15 protein-coding genes are annotated in these 17,992 nt (G+C 62.5%); 9 read left to right on the top strand and 6 right to left on the bottom strand.

Annotated features, from left to right (window positions below):
* Positions 1–456: 456 nt before the first annotated feature.
* From gcvPB to DDIC_RS03300, 5 genes are all read right to left on the bottom strand, one after another.
* Positions 457–1,905 (bottom strand): aminomethyl-transferring glycine dehydrogenase subunit GcvPB, encoded by a 1,449-nt coding sequence (gene gcvPB, locus DDIC_RS03320; protein ID WP_136399135.1) that lies wholly within the window; start codon positions 1,903–1,905, stop codon positions 457–459.
* A complete protein-coding gene (gene gcvPA, locus DDIC_RS03315; protein ID WP_136399134.1) occupies positions 1,902–3,233 on the bottom strand; it encodes an aminomethyl-transferring glycine dehydrogenase subunit GcvPA in 1,332 nt (443 codons plus the stop codon). Before gcvPA ends, gcvPB begins: the two co-directional genes overlap by 4 nt.
* A gap of 331 nt (positions 3,234–3,564) precedes the next feature.
* A complete protein-coding gene (gcvH, locus tag DDIC_RS03310; protein WP_136399133.1) occupies positions 3,565–3,951 on the bottom strand; it encodes a glycine cleavage system protein GcvH in 387 nt (128 codons plus the stop codon).
* Between the two features lie 89 nt (positions 3,952–4,040).
* A complete protein-coding gene (gcvT, locus tag DDIC_RS03305) occupies positions 4,041–5,123 on the bottom strand; it encodes a glycine cleavage system aminomethyltransferase GcvT (protein ID WP_136399132.1) in 1,083 nt (360 codons plus the stop codon).
* A gap of 237 nt (positions 5,124–5,360) precedes the next feature.
* On the bottom strand, positions 5,361–6,194 hold the full coding sequence (locus tag DDIC_RS03300; protein ID WP_136399131.1) for a TatD family hydrolase: 834 nt from the start codon (positions 6,192–6,194) through the stop codon (positions 5,361–5,363).
* 174 nt (positions 6,195–6,368) lie between these two features.
* Here DDIC_RS03300 and DDIC_RS03295 point away from each other — a divergent pair, with 174 nt between their 5' ends.
* The 9 genes from DDIC_RS03295 (at position 6,369) to DDIC_RS03255 (ending at position 16,457) form a co-directional block, all read left to right on the top strand.
* Positions 6,369–7,325, top strand: a complete 957-nt coding sequence (locus tag DDIC_RS03295; RefSeq protein WP_136399130.1) for a UDP-glucuronic acid decarboxylase family protein — start codon at positions 6,369–6,371, stop codon at positions 7,323–7,325.
* A gap of 14 nt (positions 7,326–7,339) precedes the next feature.
* The gene (locus DDIC_RS03290) at positions 7,340–9,400 is read left to right on the top strand and encodes a proton-conducting transporter membrane subunit (protein WP_136399129.1); all 2,061 of its coding nucleotides are present in this window, start codon (positions 7,340–7,342) and stop codon (positions 9,398–9,400) included.
* Positions 9,397–10,338, top strand: a complete 942-nt coding sequence (locus tag DDIC_RS03285; protein WP_136399128.1) for a respiratory chain complex I subunit 1 family protein — start codon at positions 9,397–9,399, stop codon at positions 10,336–10,338. The genes DDIC_RS03290 and DDIC_RS03285 overlap by 4 nt, the downstream gene beginning before the upstream one ends.
* Before the next feature lie 2 nt (positions 10,339–10,340).
* Entirely contained in the window at positions 10,341–10,964 is a 624-nt protein-coding gene (locus DDIC_RS03280; protein WP_136399127.1) for a hydrogenase-4 component E, read from the top strand.
* Positions 10,965–10,973: 9 nt separating this feature from the next.
* Positions 10,974–12,470, top strand: a complete 1,497-nt coding sequence (locus tag DDIC_RS03275; RefSeq protein ID WP_136399126.1) for a proton-conducting transporter membrane subunit — start codon at positions 10,974–10,976, stop codon at positions 12,468–12,470.
* Between the two features lie 52 nt (positions 12,471–12,522).
* Complete coding sequence (locus DDIC_RS03270) at positions 12,523–14,070, top strand: NADH-quinone oxidoreductase subunit C (RefSeq protein WP_136399125.1); 1,548 nt, start codon at positions 12,523–12,525, stop codon at positions 14,068–14,070.
* A gap of 9 nt (positions 14,071–14,079) precedes the next feature.
* The gene (locus tag DDIC_RS03265) at positions 14,080–14,835 is read left to right on the top strand and encodes a 4Fe-4S dicluster domain-containing protein (protein WP_136399124.1); all 756 of its coding nucleotides are present in this window, start codon (positions 14,080–14,082) and stop codon (positions 14,833–14,835) included.
* Between the two features lie 214 nt (positions 14,836–15,049).
* Positions 15,050–15,979 carry a Tim44 domain-containing protein gene (locus DDIC_RS03260; protein ID WP_136399123.1) on the top strand — a complete coding sequence of 310 codons (930 nt, stop codon included), beginning with the start codon at positions 15,050–15,052 and terminating at the stop codon, positions 15,977–15,979.
* Positions 15,980–16,061: 82 nt separating this feature from the next.
* Positions 16,062–16,457, top strand: coding sequence for a PaaI family thioesterase (locus tag DDIC_RS03255; protein ID WP_136399122.1), 396 nt, complete (start codon positions 16,062–16,064; stop codon positions 16,455–16,457).
* Positions 16,458–16,655: 198 nt separating this feature from the next.
* Here the strand turns inward: DDIC_RS03255 and DDIC_RS03250 are convergent, their stop codons facing one another.
* Positions 16,656–17,885, bottom strand: coding sequence for a hybrid sensor histidine kinase/response regulator (locus DDIC_RS03250; RefSeq protein ID WP_136399121.1), 1,230 nt, complete (start codon positions 17,883–17,885; stop codon positions 16,656–16,658).
* Positions 17,886–17,992 lie beyond the last annotated feature (107 nt).

Raw genomic sequence — 17,992 nt, 5'->3', positions numbered from 1 at the left:
CTTGGGATAGATGCGCCTGTCAGACTGATTTACACAAACCCGGCTTTTTGGGACTGACGGCGTCAAAATCCAGTTTTTATTGCTCACGTACACGAGTACGCTGTGCTTAAAAGCTGGATTTTTCCTTGTCAGGCCATAAAAATTCGCCCAACACCTCCGCGTTGCTCGGCGAGTTTAAGGAAGGCGACGCCACGCCACGCTTCTGATGACGAACGAATTTTCCTCACTCGTATGTTCTCACCAGATCATGACTGAATAAAGTCTGCTTATTCTGTCGCTTAACATATTGAAGTCACAATATAAAAAAAACGACAGAAAATGCCCCCCGCCTTTGCCGCAAGCAGCAATCAAAAGACAGGCCCCGGCATCAGCCGGGGCCTGTAATAAAAGTTTTTGCGGGGTGGGGGTTTGGGGGCGGGGAGCTTTTTTCAAAAAGCTTCCCGCCCCCAAGCATTTTTACCCCATATCTTCGGTCAGCACCATCTGACGCGCAGCAGCGGTTTCATCCAGGCGGCGCACCGGCAGATTGGTGGGCATATCCTGCAGGGCCTGCGGGTCGGCCTTGCCGGTAAGGATAACTTCCTGAAGGGCTTCAATATATTCGTCCAGGGTTTGCTTACTTTCCGTTTCGGTGGGTTCGGCCATAAGGCACTCGTGCACGATGAGCGGAAAGTAGATGGTCGGCGCGTGGATGCCGCGCTGCAGCAGGCCCTTGGCGATATCCAGGGCGCGCAGGCCCTGAGGTGCGGAGGCCACGAATTCGTGCGCGCAGAAGCGGTCCTTGAAGGGGATATCGAGCACGTTCTCAAGCTTTTTCTTGAGGTAGTTGGCGTTGAGCACGGCGTATTCGGCGGCGCGGGCAAGCCCCTCGCCGCCGAGGCGCAGCATGTAGGCCAGGGCTTTGATAACCACGCCAAAGCTGCCGTAGAAGGGACCGATGTGCCCGATGGTCTGCGGCAGATTGTAGTCGAGGAAAAACCGTCCGTCGGGGTGCTTGCCCACGCGCGGAACGGGCAGGAAGGGCAACAGGCGGTCGGTAACGCCCACGGGGCCAGCGCCGGGGCCGCCGCCGCCGTGAGGCGTGGCCAGCGTCTTGTGCACATTGAGGTGCACCACGTCAAAGCCCGCATCGCCCATGCGCATCTTGCCCATGATGGCGTTCATGTTGGCGCCGTCGTAGTACAGCAGGGCGTCGACCTTGCGCAGCTCGGCCACGATGCGGGGCAGATGCACTTCCATGAGGCCCAGGGTGTTGGGGCAGGTCATCATGAGGCCCGCCACGTCTTCGCCGTGTTCGGCGATGGCGGCCACTATGGCTTCGGGGTCGACCATGCCGTCGCGCGACTCGATGTTGACGGCATCAAACCCGGCAAGAGCGGCTGAGGCGGGGTTGGTGCCGTGGGCCGCGTCGGGAATGAGCATCTTTTTGCGATGGCGGCCCTTGGCCGCATGGTAGGCGGCAATGAGCTTGACCCCGGTGAATTCGCCGTTGGCTCCGGCCATGGGCTGGAAGGTAAAGGCCTTCATGCCGGTGAGTTCGCAGAGGAGGTTTTCGGCTTCGTACAGGCACTGCAACGCGCCCTGCGCGCAATCGGCGCCGCCCTCAAGCTGGGCCATCATGGGATGCAGCCGGGTAAAGCCCGGCAGCGACGCCACGTATTCCATAAACTTGGGGTTGTACTTCATGGTGCAGGAGCCAAGGGGATAAAAATTGGCGTCCACGCTGTAATTGAGTTGCGAGAGCTGGGTAAAATGGCGCACCACGTCAAGCTCGGAGCATTCGGGCAGACGGGGGGCGCTTTTACGCAGAAGCCCTGCGGGCAGCATGGCCGAAGCCTTGGGGGCCTCGCTGTTCAGGCAGTACGCAGTACGCCCGGGTACGGATTTGGCGAAAATGGTTTTCACAGCAGACCTCCCATGATTTCGGCCAGCTTGTCTATCTGACTGCGGCTGTTGGCCTCGGTGCACGAGAGCAGCAGCACGTTTTCCATGCCGGGATAATGCCGACCAAGCGGATAGCCGGGCACAACGCCCTTGGGCGTCATGGCCTTGACCACGCCAGCAGCGTTTACGGGCAGGCGCAGGGCTACTTCCGACCCGTAGGGGGCGCTGTTGAGCAGCTCCACCCCCTTGAGGGCGGTAAGACGCTCAACGGCGTAGCGGGCAAGGGCCATGTTGTTTTCCGCCACGCGGGTGAGGCCTTCGGGGCCCAGCAGGCTCATGTGGATGAGCGAGCGCAGGGCGCAGAGGGCCTGGTTGGAGCAGATGTTTGAGGTTGCCTTGGCGCGGCGGATGTGCTGCTCGCGGGCCTGAAGGGTGAGCACATAGCCGGTTTTGCCGTCCACATCGGTGGTGCGGCCCACAATGCGGCCGGGGAACTGGCGGATGTGCTCCTTGCGGCAGGTCATGAGGCCGAGGTAGGGGCCGCCGAACGAGAGGTTCATGCCCAGGCTCTGGCCTTCCGCCACGGCAACGTCAGCGCCCATTTCGCCGGGAGTTTTGAGCACAGACTGCATGACCGGATACACGGATATGACGCCAAAGGCCTTGACCGAGCGGGCCTTGGCAAAAAGGGCCGTGTAGTCGGCCACCGCGCCGAAAAAGTTGGGATTCTGCACAATAACGGCGGCGCAGGTGTTGTCGACGGCGGCCATGAGGGCGTCCATGTCGCTGCAGCCGTTGTGCTGGGGTACTGTCCTTATTTCGAGGTCAAGGCTCGAGGTGTACGAGGCGAGCATGGCGCGCCAGATGGGGTTGACGGCCTCGTCCACCACTAGCAGACGCCGCCGCGCCGAGCGCGCGGCCATCATGGCGGCTTCAAAAATCGCCGTGCCGCCGTCATAGACGGAGGCGTTGCCGCAATCCATCTCCATCAGGCGGCTGACGGCCGTCTGAAACTCAAAGATGGCCTGCAGCGTGCCCTGCGAGCACTCGGCCTGATAGGGGGTGTAGGCGGTATAAAATTCGCTGCGGCCAGAGAGGGCGTCCACAGCCTTGGGTATGTCGTGGTTGTAAAACCCCGCGCCCAAAAAAGACACGTGTCCGGGGCAGTTTTTGGCTGCCAGTTCTTCAAAATGCCCGCAGACGGCGGCCTCGCCCTGCCCCTTGGGCAGATCAAAGCTTTTGGGGCGCATGCTGGATGGAATGTCGGAAAAAAGCTCATCCAGACAACGCACGCCAACCACGGAGAGCATTTCATGCAACTCTTCCGGCGTATGAGGAATGTATGGCATATTAGCTCCTTGCCGCCGGACGCGTTATATCGCTTGAGCGGCGGCAGCCGCTGTGAAAGGGACTCCGGCTGGAGCCCGTCGTTGTACGACGCGGCTCCAGCCGGGGCGAAAGAAAAATTTCAGACTGTGTTTGCCGTGCAGAATGTTGCAGCAGCGCAGTCAGCCCGAAAGAAATCATACATGGGTGACGCGGAGTTCCGGAAATTTTTGTTTTCTGCCTAGGATGGCGCGTTTGGGCGGCGCGAAGTGTATACAAACATACATGAACGCCGCACCAAACAAGCCAGACACAGGCAGGGGACAAAAAGGCCGGAACTCCGCGTTGCCCTGTCTAGTGTTTTTCGGTGGCGCAATGCGCCTCGTAAGCCGCCGCATCCATAAGGCCGCCGGGCTTGTGGGTCAGTTTGACGCGCACAATCCAGCCCTCGCCAAAGGGATCGCTGTTGCAGAGCTCGGGGGTGTTTTCCAGGGCTTCGTTCACGGCCACCACCTCGCCAGCCACGGGCGAGATCAGATCGCTGGCCGCCTTGACCGATTCCACCGAGCCAAATTCCTTGTCTTCAGAAAGCTGGTCGCCCACGGCGGGCAGTTCCACATAGGTGATGTCGCCAAGGGATTCCTGGGCAAAGCTGGTGATGCCGATGACGGCTTCATCGCCTTCAATGCGGGCCCATTCGTGACTGGTGCTGTACAGAATATCGGCAGGATTGGTAGCCATGTGCAAACTCCTGAAAAAATTGGGTTCAATCGTTATAAAAATTACGCCGACCAGCTGCGGATGGTGACCCGCACAAAGCGACGACCGTATCAGGCAAACTTTTTGCGCGCAGTGCCCTGGGTATAAAACGGCGCTTCAACCCGCGCGGCGGGCAGCTCCGTTCTGGCGGCGCGTACGACAAAATTTTCCGCCCCGGCATGGGCGGCGTCCACCCAGGCAAAGGCAATGACATAGCCCAGCGAGGGCGCAAACGAACCGCTGGTAACATGGCCTACTTCCGTGCCGTCGGCGGCGGCCACAACGTCGCCGTGGCGGGCGGCGCGGCGGCCGTCAATGCGCAGGGGCACCAGCACGCTGGCGATCTTCTGCGCGCCTTCGCGGCCCACATACTCGGCGGTGCTGGTCATCATGCGTCCCATGCCGGCTTCGGCAGGGCTGTGATTTTCGTCCAGATCATGGCCGTACAGGGGCAGACCGGCCTCAAGGCGCAGGGTGTCGCGCGCGCCCAGGCCCACGGGCTTGACGCGTTCGTCGGCCAGCAGGGCATTCCAGAAAGCCTCGGTTTCAGACGAGGCGATGTACAGTTCGTAACCCAGCTCGCCGGTGTAGCCGGTGCGGCTTACAAGCAGGGGCGAGCCCTGCCAGGTGGTTTCGCGAAAGCCGAAGTAGCCGAGATCGTGAAAATTCTGGCCCAGCAGTTTTTCAAGCACATCCAGCGATTCCGGCCCTTGCAGGTCAATCTTGCCCGTATCGGCCGAGATGTCGGTCATCTTGACGCTTTCGGGCAGGCGCGAGCGCAGCACGGCAAAGTCGTTGGCGGCGCAGGCCGCGTTGACTACGGCCATGAAGGAGTCGGAGCCGAAGCGGTAGATGATGCCGTCGTCCAGCACGCCGCCCTTTTCGTTAAGCAAAAAGCCGTAGCGGCACTTGCCGGGCGCGAGGGTCTGCAGGTTGTGGCTGACGGCCTTGCTCAGGGCTTCGTCCGCGCCGGGACCCGCGATAAGAAATTCGCCCATGTGGCAGATGTCAAAAAGCCCCGCATGCTGGCGGGTGTGCTGATGTTCTACAATGATGCCCTCATACTGGATGGGCATGAGCCACCCGGCAAAAGGGGCCATTTTTGCGCCGTGCGCCTCGTGCCAGGCCGTGAGGGGTGTACGCAGATCCGACATGGAATCTCCTTGAAGTTGGGTAAACAGCTTTCGCTGACACTATAGAGGACGCACCGGGACGGCCCCGCCGCTGCAAGGCGCTGCGGCAAAGCGGACGGACACGGACCGCCAGGGGGAATATCTGTAAAAACAACTCTCGGCCACCGTTCCGAGTGGCTTTGAGCATGGTATCACTTCCGGCATGTGGACACAAGAACAGACCCTGCCCAGACAGCCTGCCAATCGCCGTAAACCCGCTCAGACAGCCGCTGTCAGCCCGAAAAACCGGCGGGCGTTGTCGCCGCAGGCGCGCCAGAGGTCTGCGGCGTTTTCTCCCCGCGCTTCGGCCATGGCCCGCACGGTAAACACGGTAAAGGCTGGCTCGTTGCGCTTGCCGCGCCAGGGCAGCGGCGCAAGGTAGGGAGCGTCTGTTTCAAGCAGCAGGCGGTCGGCGGGTATCAGCGCTACAGCCTCGCGCAGGGCGTCGTTGGCCTTGTAGGTAACCGGGCCGGGAATGGAAATATGCCAGCCGTTGCGCAGGATGCGGCGGGCGGTATCCGGCCCCTGACCAAAACAGTGCCACAGCAGCGGGTACCCGGCAAAGCCCTCGGCCTCAAGGGTCATGAGGGTTTCCTCCTCGGCCTCGCGGCAGTGGATGACCACCGGGCGCTCCACAGCGCGGGCGAGCGCCAGCTGCGTGCGCAGGGCCTCATACTGTATTTCTCTGGGGCAGTCGGGCCAATAAAAATCGAGGCCGATTTCGCCCACGGCCTTAAGCCGCGCATCGGCGGCAAAGGCGGCCCGCATGGCCTCCAGACGTTGCTGCGTGCACTTTTGCCCGTCGCAGGGGTGTATACCCATGAGAAAAAACACCTCGGGGCGGGCCTCAAACAGCCCCCGTCCCGCATGGTATTCGTCCGGCCCCAAAAAGACGTTGCCCACCTGCGCCACGCCCGCCGCATGGGCCCTCTCCAGCACGGCGTCTCTGTCCGCATCAAATTCCTGCCCGTCCAGATGGGCGTGGCTGTCCACCCCTGCAAGGGGCAAAGCCAGGGAGAGAGGATCAATGCGGTCCACAGATTTTTTTGACATGATTTACCTCGCGGCCGATACATAGCAATCGGCACTGCTGTAATGCAAGAGACAACTTGAGGCCCCGGATGTTCGCTGCGCGGAGTCACCATTGCAAAGCCCGGACAATGGGGCTATGCTTTACTGGATTTGCCGGTTTTATGCTGGCTTCTTATACTTTTTTCAGGGGGAATCATGCATCTCCGCAAACGCATTCTGGTCACCGGCGGTTCCGGTTTTTTGGGTTCACACCTGTGCGAACGCCTGCTCAACGAAGGGCACGAAGTGCTCTGCGTGGACAATTTCTTTTCCAGCGCCCGCGCCAACGTGGAAGCGCTCATGGACAACCGCAGGTTTGAGCTGATCCGCCACGACGTGACCTTTCCCCTCTTTGTAGAGGTGGATGAAATCTACAATCTGGCCTGCCCGGCCTCGCCCATACATTACCAGCACGACCCGGTGCAGACCATCAAGACCTGCGTGCACGGCGCCATCAACATGCTGGGCCTGGCCAAAAGGCTCGGCGCGCGCATATATCAGGCTTCCACCAGCGAAGTGTACGGCGACCCCGACATTCATCCGCAGCCCGAGAGCTACTGGGGCCATGTGAACCCCAACGGCATCCGCTCCTGCTACGACGAAGGCAAACGCTGCGCCGAGGCGCTGTTTTTTGCCTACTGGCGTCAGGGCGACCTGCCCATCAAGGTGGGCCGCATCTTCAACACATACGGGCCCAAGATGCATCCCAACGATGGCCGCGTGGTGTCCAACTTTATCATTCAGGCGCTCAAGGGCCAGCCAATCACCATCTACGGCGACGGCTCGCAGACCCGCTCGTTCTGCTATGTGGACGATCTGGTGGAGGGCATGATCCGCTTCATGGCCTCGCCCATTGACTTTATCGGCCCCATGAACATGGGCAACCCCGGTGAATTCACCATCCGTGAGCTGGCCGAAAAAGTTGTGGAAATGACCGGCAGCAAATCGGTGATCACCTACGAACCGCTGCCCGGCGACGACCCCAAGCAGCGCAAGCCCGACATCACCCTGGCCCGCGAAAAGCTGGGCTGGGAACCAAAGGTCGCGCTTGCAGAAGGCCTGGCCAAAACCATCGCCTACTTTGACACGCAGCTGAAAAACGGCATGGCGTAGGTTTTCCGGCAGCCATGTTTTTGTTTATCACTGCCATCGGCATACTGGCGGCGTCTGCCGTACTGTGCGCTCTTCTGGCTGTGCGCCCGCCCTCAAAGGCCACCGGACGCACGGCCAGCGTGGTTGGTGTTCTGGGCGCCTTTGCGGGTTGCGCTGCGGGCCTGTACGCCGTCGCCTCCGGCCCCTGGGACGGGCACGAAAGCCTGCTGTTGCCGCTGGCGCTGCCCGTGGGGACGTGCGCACTGGGCATGGATGCCCTGAGCCGCCTGTTTCTGCTGCCCGTCTTTGGCCTGGGCCTGACCTGCGCCGCCGCCGGGGGCATTGCCCTGCGGCATGAAGAACCGGAGCGCCACAACCTTGCCGCGCACTGGTTCTTTTTTCATATGCTGCTCATCGGCCTTGCCCTGGTGATGACCGCCCGCGACGCCGTGCTGTTCATGCTGGCGTGGGAGATCATGTCGCTCGCGCCGTTCTTTCTCATTGATTTTAACGACGGCGACAGCAAGGTGCGCGACGCCTCGTGGGTCTACCTGGTGGCCGCCCACCTTGGCGCTGTGGCCCTGATGGCCTTTTTTACCCTGCTGTGGCAGATCACGGGCGACACCTCGCTTGAGGCCCTGCAGGGCGGCGCGGCGCTGGCCCGCGCCATGGAACAGACATCGGCATACTCTGGCCCCGGCCTGCTCACCACACTGTTTGTGCTGGCTGTGCTTGGTTTTGGGGCCAAAGCCGGACTGGCGCCCCTGCACATCTGGCTGCCCGAGGCGCACCCCGCCGCGCCCAGCCACATCTCTGCCCTGCTGTCGGGCGCGATGATCAACGCCGGTTTTTACGGAATACTCCGCAGCGTGGGCATGCTGGCCCCTGCGGGCGCAACGCCTGAATGGTGGGGTTGGGCCCTGCTGCTTCTGGGGCTTGGCACCGCCCTGATGGGCATTTTAAAAGCCACGGCCCAGAGCAACCTCAAGCGTCTGCTCGCCTATTCGAGCGTAGAAAACATGGGCCTGATGGTCATGGGTCTGGGCGCGGGGCTCATCGGTCAAAGCTGCGGCAACGCCTGGATTGCCGTGCTGGGATTTTCGGGCGCGCTTTTGCACATGCTCAACCACTCCGCATTCAAGGGACTGCTTTTTTTGTGCGCGGGCGAAGTGCTGCACGCCACGGGCACCGTGCGCATGCAGCATCTGGGCGGCCTGCAAAAACGCCTGCCCCTGCTGGGCGCGGCCTTTGCCGTAGGCGCTGCGGCCATAGCCTGCCTGCCGCCGTTTAACGGATTTGCGGGCGAGCTGGTGCTGGGGCTTTCGCTGCTGGACGGCCCCGCCCTGTCCGGCGTGGAGCGTCAGGTGGGGCTGCTGCTGGCGCTGGCGGGCCTTGCCTGCATCAGCGGCCTTGCGGCGGCCCTGTACGCCAAGGCATACGGCATCGCCTTTTTGGGCGAACCCCGTTCAGAAATGGCCGCCAATGTTCACCCCCTTTCGTGGCGCACGCTCTGGCCCCTGGCCCTGCCCGCCGCCGCCTGTCTGGCTGGCGGTCTGGCCGCGCCGTGTTTTTTTGATCTGGCCGCCGGGGCCGCGCACAGCGCGCTGCCCTTGCCCCCGCACCTGCAGCAGGCCGGGCTGAGCGGGCTGGCCAGGGCCCACGCAAGCCTTGGCGCGGCAGCCGCGATCGGCGGCGCGGGGCTTGCCCTGGCGCTGGTATTTCTGCTTGTCCGCAAATGCCTGCTCAAAAAACGCGCCGTCGAGGCCATGCCCACCTGGGGTTGCGGCTTTCAGGCAGGTTCCGCGCGTATCCAGTACACGGACGCCGGTTTTTCGGAACCCACGGCAAAGATATTTGCCCCGGCCATGGGTCTCAAAACCCAGCTGCATATGGATGACGGAATTTTTCCCAAGCACGGCGAGCTGAGCGTCACCGCGCCCGACCGCCTGCGCAGCGGCCTGTTTACCCCGCTGTTTTCGGCGGTGGAGAGCATCTGCAATGCCTGCAAGGTGATCCAGCACGGCAAAATCCACCTGTACATCCTTTATATTCTGGCCACCGTGGTGGGGCTGCTGGTGTGGGGGCTGCGCTCATGAACGCCAACCTTGCAGTGTATCTGACGCAGTTTGCCCTGGCGCTGGTCCTGGCACCGCTGCTGCCCGGCATCATCAACCGGGTCAAGGCCAAATACGCGGGCAGGCACGGCAAGCCCGTGCTGCAGACCTACTACGACATCGCCAAACTGCTGCGCAAGGGCGAGGTTATCAGCCGCACCTCCACCTGGACGTTTGCGGCCGCGCCTTCCATAGCCCTGGCGGGCACGCTGTGCGCCCTGGCCCTGTTGCCACTTGGCGGCGCGGCTTCGCCGCTGGCCTTTGCGGGCGACTTTGTGCTGGCGGCCTACCTGCTTGGCATGGGGCGCTTTGCCGTCATGCTTGGCGCGCTGGATACCGGCTCGGCCTTTGAAGGCATGGGCGCAAGCCGCGAGGCCACGTTCTCCGCCCTTGCGGAACCGGTGTTTTTTCTTGCGCTCATGGTGCTCACCAGCCTGTGCCTGGGGCTCGGGCACAGCGCGGATACGGCCTTCAGCCTTTCAACCCTGTTCAGCGGGCAGACCGCCGGGGCGTGGCTGACCGGCAGGGGCGAGCTGCTGTTGCTGCCCGTGATATTTTTTGTGCTGCTGCTGGTGGAAAACTGCCGCATCCCGGTGGACGACCCCAACACGCACCTTGAACTGACCATGATACATGAAGTCATGGTGCTTGACCACTCCGGCCCCAATCTGGCCATGATACTGTATGGCGGGGCCCTCAAACTCTGGTTTTTCGCGGCGCTGATTGCGGGCCTGCTTACGCCCGCCCTGCCCCTGTGGCAGCAGATGGGCTTGCGCGTGGGCATTGTGCTGCTGCTGGCAGTTGTTGTGGGCATTGTGGAATCGGTCATGGCGCGGCTGCGCATGGAGCGGGTTCCGTATCTGCTTGGCGCGGCGGGGGCCATGGGCACGCTGGCGCTTATTCTTACCCAGGCGAGGTAGCCATGACCACGCTCTTGCAATCCTGCCTTTTTTTGCTTGTGCTGAGCAATTTTTTTCTGCTGGGCACGCGCCGCGTACCCGGCATGACCAGGCTCACGGCCCTGCAGGGGCTGCTGCTGGCGGCCCTGCTGGTGAGTCTTGAGCATGCCCTGCTGGCAGGCGCGGTGTTGCTGATCAAGGGCGCTCTGCTGCCCGGCATGCTGTGGCGCACGCAAAAAAGGCTGCCCGCCGACGCTCTCGTCTGCCCCGCCCGCCGCGTGGGTCTGGGCGTGCTGGCCGGTATGGCCGGGCTGGTGTTTTCCATCTGGCTGGACGGCAAACTGGTCATGCCGCTGGGGCTGTTTCCGCCGTTGCTGCTGCCCACGGGGCTGGCCACGCTGTTTTGCGGGCTGATCCTCATTGTGGGCCGCATCAAGGCCATCACTCAGGTCATTGGCTATCTGGTGGCGGAAAACGGCATCTTTTTGCTGGGCGTGCCGCTGATGACTACTGGTACGGTGTGGTTTGAACTGGCCCTGCTGCTGGACGTTTTTGTGGCGGTGTTTGTCATGGGCATAGCCATCAACCACATCAGCGACTCTTTTGCTTCCATTGACGTGGCCCGGTTCCGCAGCCTCAGAGATTAGGACGCGCGCATGCTGACAGCTCTTCTTTTTATCCCCCTCTGCGCCGGCTGCATGATGCTGCTGTGGGGCCGCGCCGTGATCTGCCGCGTGGGCCTGCCCCTGACGGCGCTGGCGCACACCGTCATTGCCGTCATGACCGCCGCGCGGGTCGCCAGAGGCGAAACCCCGTCGGAACTTGACGGTTTGCTGGCCCCGGACGCGCTGGGGGTGCTTTTTTTGCTGCTGGCCAGCCTGCTGTTTCTGGCCGCGTCCTTTTATGCCATGCACTACCTGCGCGAAGAAGAACGCATCGGCGTGCATACCAATATTCTCGACCACGGACGCTTCACCAATGCGCCGGAGCGTCGCTTTACCGCCTGCCTGTGCTTTTTTCTCGGAGCCATGACGCTGGTCACCATTACGCCGCACATGGGCGCGCAATGGGTGGGCATTGAAGGCACCACGCTTGCCAGCGCACAGCTTATTTATTTTCACCGTCACAAGCGCTCGCTTGAGGCCACCTGGAAATATCTGATCATCTGCTCGGTGGGCATTGCGCTTGCGCTGCTGGGCAATATTCTGCTCGCGGTCGCCTTTCACGGAGCGGAGGGCACAATGGGCGCGGCAGACGGCATGGACCAGGTAGGCTGGTTTGTACGCAACGCGCAGCTGGCCGAGCCCACGTGGCTCAAGGCGGCCTTTGTGTTTCTGCTGGTGGGCTATGGCACCAAGATGGGCCTTGCCCCCCTGCACAACTGGCTGCCCGACGCCCACAGTCAGGCTCCGTCGCTGGTTTCGGCCCTGCTTTCGGGGGCGCTGCTCAACTGCGCCATGCTCGGCATGCTGCGCGGCCACCAGATAATGCTGGCCGCCGGTCTGGGCGATCTTTCGGGCGGCATGCTCATGTTTTTTGGTCTGCTGTCGCTCATGACCGCCGCCATCTTTATCGTGGGTCAGGGGCACTACAAGCGCATGCTGGCCTATTCGAGCGTCGAGCACATGGGCATTCTGGCCCTTGGCATCGGCGTGGGCGGCGTGGCCGTGCCCGGCGCGATGCTGCACGCGGTCTGCCATTCGCTCACCAAGTGCATGCTGTTTTTGCTTTCGGGCAATATTTTGGCCCGCTACCACACGTATTCCAGCTACGACGTGCACGGCATGCGCTGGACCATGCCCGCCACGGCGGCGCTGTGGACTGCGGGCTTTCTGGCTGTGGCGGGTTCGCCGCCGTTCGGGCTTTTTGTCAGCGAACTGCTGATTTTCAAGGGCATGCTGGCTGCGGGGCTGCCGTGGCTTTCCGCAGGGTATCTGGTATTGCTGGCCATCATCTTTGTGGGGCTTTCCGTCTCTGTGCTGCGCATGGTGCAGGGCAACCGGCCCGTGGATCTGCCGCCGTCAAACACCGAACCGGCTTTGAGCGTGCTGCCGCCGCTGGCTCTGGGGCTTGCCGTGCTGACCCTGGGGCTGTGGATACCAGACTGGCTGTGGAATTTTCTTACCCGCGCCGCCGCGCTTATCGGCGCATAAGCGCCAGACCTGACGCATTACAAACGCGAAACCGCATTTGGTGAGAGGACCCATGCTATTCGATTACCGCGATACCGTGCCGCTTGCGGGCATGCCCCCGGTTTCCGCAGAAGAAATGGGTGATTTTTTGCGTCGCTACCTTGCGGAAGGCTGGCGGCTGCTTGCCCTGTTTGGTCTGCCGGAATCGCAGGACCATGCTGCCCCTGCAGGCCTGTGCTGCGTGCTGGCGCAGGACAGCTCGCACTATCTTGCGGCCCTGCGCACCGTTCCCCTGCAATCCTTTGCCTCCATGACGCCGTCCGCGCCGCAGGCCCATCTATTTGAACGCGAAATTTTCGAGCAGTGGGGCATTGAGCCCGTGGGGCATCCCTGGCTCAAGAGCGTAAGGCGCATCCCCGACGCCGCCGAGGCCCATGCCCGCACCCTGGCCGAAGGCGGCTCGTTGGCCTCTGCGCCGCAACCTGCGGCTGCACCCTTTGCTTTTTTTCGGGTTGAGGGCGAAGAAATTCATGAAGTAGCCGTGGGCCCGGTGCACGCCGGGGTTATCGAACCTGGGCATTTTCGCTTTCAGTGCTACGGTGAAAACGTGCTGCATCTCGAGATTGCCCTGGGCTATCAACACCGGGGGCTGGAGCGCATGCTCACGCGCGGTCCGCTGGCCCGCTGCCTGCCCCTGCTGGAATGCGCCGCAGGCGACACCACGGTCGGGCACGCCACGGCGCACTGCGTGCTGCTCGAGCGCCTTGCCGGTTGCGTGGTCGCGCCGCGCGCCCACCGTTTGCGTCGGGTCGGGCTGGAGCTTGAGCGCCTTGCCAACCACACGGGAGACCTTGGGGCCATAGCGGGCGATACGGGCTTTTTGCCGACCGCCTCGTGGAATGGCCGCATACGCGGTGATTTTCTCAATACCACGGCCTGCCTGTGCGGCAACCGGTTTGGCCGGGGCCTGCTGCGATTTGGCGGCACGGCCTGCGACCTGAACGCCGACGAATGCGCCGACATGCTGCATCGCATCAGGGACGCCGGGCGCGACGTGCGCGGCGCTGTGGACGTGATGCTGCACAGCCAGAGCGTGCTTGAGCGGCTTACCGGCACGGGATACGTCAGCAGGGAGATCGCCCAGAACCTTGGCATGGTAGGTATGGCCGCTCGCGCCTGCGGGCTTAAAATTGACGCCCGGTTTCACTTTCCTCTTGCCGACCTGCCCAACAGGGACTGCGCCCCGCGCGTGGAGACCAGCGGCGACGTGCTGGCCCGCACCCTTGTGCGCAGCAACGAGCTGGACGACTCGCTGCGGCTGATCGAGGCGGACCTCGACACGCTGGCGGCCATTCCCCCGCTGGCAGACCAGGCCCCTGCGCTGGATGCGGCCTCTCTGCCGCCCGATACCCTGGCGGTGTCGCAGGTGGAAGGCTGGCGCGGCGAAATATGCCACGTGGCAGTTACCGGGCCTGACAGCCGTTTTTTGGCCTACAAGGTCATCGACCCCTCGTTCCACAACTGGACGGGTCTTGCCATGGCCTTACGCGACAACCAGATTTCAGACTTTCCGCTCTGCAACAAGAGCTTCAACCTCTCGTACTGCGGGTACGATCTGTGAGGCTTTGACATGCTGCGCATCATCAAGGAACGCCTGCACCAGCAATACCGCACGCTGGATTACCCCAACCGTCAGCCCGCGCTCTCGCCCCGGTTTCTGGGCAGGCCAGAGCTTGCCCCGGTTGCGTGCGGCGCGTGCCGCGCCTGCTTTCAGGCCTGCCCCGCAGGCGCTTTGCTGCCCACGGCAGGGCGTGAAGACGGCACGCCTACCCTCGACATGGGACGCTGCACCTTTTGCGGCGCGTGCCGCGCGGCCTGCCCCAAGGGGGCCTTTACCTTTACCGGGCAGCACCGCATGGCTTCGTTTACCCGCGAGGGTCTGCTGGTTGTTCCCGGTCAGCCCCATGCAGAGCAGCCCACGCCGCCCCGGTGTGCACTATTCCGCCGCTCGCTCAAGCTGCGCCAGGTCAGCGCTGGGGGCTGCAACGCCTGCGAGGCCGACAGCAATGTTCTGACCACGCTGGTGTATGATCTGGGCCGGTTTGGCATCGACTTTGTGGCCTCGCCCCGGCATGCCGACGGCATTGCCGTTACCGGCCCTGTTTCGGAAAACATGCGTCTGGCCCTGCTGGACACCTTTAACGCCGTTCCGCAACCTCGCCTTGTGGTGGCTGTGGGCGCGTGCGCCATTTCGGGCGGGCTGTTTCGCGACAGTGACCAGTGCAACAAGGGCGTCACCGATCTGCTGCCTGTGGATCTTTTTATCCCCGGCTGTCCGCCCAACCCGTGGACAATTCTGGACGGGCTGATTTCGCTGCAAAAATAGCAACCCCTCCGGCTGACCCGCCAGTTGTCCTTGCCCCTGCCGCGCAATAAAAATCCCGCGACGGAGCGCTGTTACCCGCGCTTTTGGCGTGTTGCGGGCCAACTTGCCTTAATCGGCATAATGATTATAGTAAATAAGGCACGTACAGAAAGTCCTTCCCGGTCATGTCTGATATTCAGGAAAATGACCAACACCGCCCTTATGGGAGATGTTTATGCAAATAAAAGCTTTTTCTTCTATTCTGGTTCTGCTTTGCTGTTCGCTCATGCTCGCCATGTCGGATGACGCACTTGCTGCCCGCCTTGGCGGCGGCAGCTCTTTTGGCAGCAAACCCTTTATGAGTACGCCCGCGCCGCGTCCTCCGCAGCCCGCGTTCCAAAGCAAACCCAACCCCGGCCAGACCCAGGCCCAACCCCAGCAGGCTCCCGCGCCCAGCAGACCTGGCGGTCTTTTTGGCGGCATGGGCGGCCTTATGGGCGGTCTGCTGGCGGGCACGCTCATAGGCTCGCTACTGGGCGGACACGGCTTTGCTGGCGGCGGCTTTATGGATATTCTGCTTTTTGGCCTGATGATCTTCATCGGGCTCAAGCTGTTTGCGGCCTTTCGGGGTTCGCAAAGGCCCGCGCAAGCGGGTGCAGGTGCGCAAGGCATGCAAAACTCGTCCGCGCAGCCCGAAGCGGGCATGATGCGCGAGGACGCCTCCGGCAACGGCTGGGAGGCGCTGCGTAATCAGGGCGCTGCCCAGGCAGACGTGCCCGGCCCGCAGATTCCCATGCCCCCCGGCTTTGACGCCGAAGAATTTCTGCGCGGGGCCAAGATGGCCTACACCCGCCTGCAGGCCGCGTGGGACAAACGCGACATGAACGACATCTCGCAGTTTGCCACCGAGGCAGTGCAGCAATCGGTACGCGAGCAGATGGCCGCCGACCCCAAGCCCAGCACTACAGAAATTTTGCTGGTCAACGCCCAACTGCTGGGCGTGCACGATGAAGGCGACGAACAGTACGCCCAGGTGTTCTTTGACGTGCTGCTGCGCGAAACCCCGGCGCAGGAGACGCCCTCGTCCGTGCGGGAAGTCTGGCACTTCCTGCGACCGGTCTCAGGGGGCAACTGGAAACTGGACGGCATCCAGCAGGTTGAATAACCCTGCCCCGGACGCTCATTGCAAAACAGGCACGGGCTGAGAGTTTCGGCTTTCAGCCCTTTTTTGATAGTGTGGAGACGGTATGAAAAATTACGTAAAAAAACACGACAAATTGATGCGTTTTCTCGGCATGAACATTGAAAACGCCACTCCGGAATATGCCAAGGTTACCATGCCCATTACCGACAATCACAAAAACGGCATGGGCATGGCCCACGGCGGCGCCATTTTTGCCCTGGCCGATGTGGCCTTTGGCGCGGCGGCCAATGCAGGCAAAGACTACGGCGTGGTCAGCCTGAACACCACCATTGAATACCTGCGCCCCGGCAGGGTTTCGCCCCTCACGGCCGAGGCCGCCGTAGTGCGCAACGGCAAGCATATTCTCAACTACGACGTCAAGATTTACGACGGTTCAGGCGACCTTGTAGCCAAATGCGTGGCCTCTGGATTTCAGACAGAAGTGCTGTTGCCCGATTAGGACAAACCAGACAAATGATTCAAGCCCCCTGCTGTTTGCGGCAGGGGGCTTTTTTGCGGCCAGCGGCCAAAAGACATTGCCCCCCGCCGAACCCATGGCGAGGGGCGTCCACCGTAAGCGCTTGGGGCGATTGGAGGTGATGGCTGGCGCAGCGGTTCAGTCGCTGAACCTGTGCACGTAATATGGTAATTCGTACGGCTATGCTTCTGCCGTCGGGTTCGGCAGGCCCAGAGGCTCCGCCAGCGGCAGGCTGAGGCAGAATTCCGCCCCGCCGTGCGGCCCGTTGGCCGCTGTCAACTCGCCGCCGCGTGCGTGGGCCAGCGAGCGGGCTACGGCAAGACCCAGCCCCACGTAGCGGCCTAGCGTTTTGCCGCCTGCGGCATGACCGGCTGAAGGGCTTTGCAGCGCGCGCGTGCTAAAAAAAGGTTCAAATATGTGCGGCATGATGTCGGGCGCGATGCCGGGGCCGTTGTCGCGCACCACAAGATCATACCAGTCGCGCCCCTGCGTGTCGCGCCGCGTGGAAGCTGCAAGAACAACAAGCCTGTCCTGCGCGGCCGCCGCGCCGTCGGCGAAAGCGGCTCGTGCCGTGGCGTCGTCATCGCTCAGCGCGTCCAGGGCATTCTCCAGCAGGTGCAGACATATCTGCTGCAATTCCGGAGCGGAACCCAGAGGGCGCGGCGCATCCTCGCCCTGAGGGATAACAACGTCGCAACGCACATGGGCGTTTTCCATACGCTCGCGCAAAAGCCGCAGCACCTGCCCCACCTCGGCGGCCACATCCAGCGCACCCACACGGGGGTCAAGCCCGTGCCCGACCATCAGCAGCTTGCGCGTTATTTCGCGCACTCGCAGGCCCTGCGCCCGGATGGTGTCCACCGCGTCGCGCACTTCGCCGATATCGGGCAGAGACTGGGCGTCGGGCTCTTCAAGGCAGTCGCGTATGAGGCCAGCAGCCTGCACGATGATGTTCAACGGATTGTTGACCTCGTGGGCCACGCCCTCGGCCACGCGCCCAAAGCTGCGCCAGCGTGCCGCCTCAGCCAGCCGGGCCGCCTCCTGCCGCGCGCCCGCGCGCTCCGCGGCCTTGCGACACTCGTCCAGTATGCCGTCCATGCCAACGGGTTTTGAAAGCCAGTTCAACGCCCCGCGGCGCATGGCCTGCACGGCCTTGCCCATGTCGCCAGCGCCCGACAGCATCACCACGTCGCTTTGCGGGTAACGCTCGCGCAAGATCTTCAGCAGATCCACGCCGTCCATGCCAGGCAGCCCCACATCAAGAAAGATGAGGTCGCGGGGGCCGCAGGCCAGCTCTGCCAGCGCGGCATCGGCATCCAGTGCGGTTGCTGTTTCATAACCGCGCAAGGCAAGACGCTCTGCCAAAGGTTCCGAAAAGGCAGGTTCGTCATCCACAACAAGTACACGCATGGCGAACTCCCAGGGCGAACCACTGCCGAGGCGCGGGCCGCTGGGCCGCACCTCACAAGCCGCAGGCCGGATACGACATCCGGCCTGTACGGCCATATTGCATCACA

The sequence above is a fragment of the Desulfovibrio desulfuricans genome, assembly GCF_004801255.1.
In the GTDB taxonomy this organism is placed as follows: domain Bacteria; phylum Desulfobacterota; class Desulfovibrionia; order Desulfovibrionales; family Desulfovibrionaceae; genus Desulfovibrio; species Desulfovibrio desulfuricans_C.
Note: the sequence above shows the minus strand (reverse complement) of the source record. Positions and strands in the feature narration are given on the sequence as shown.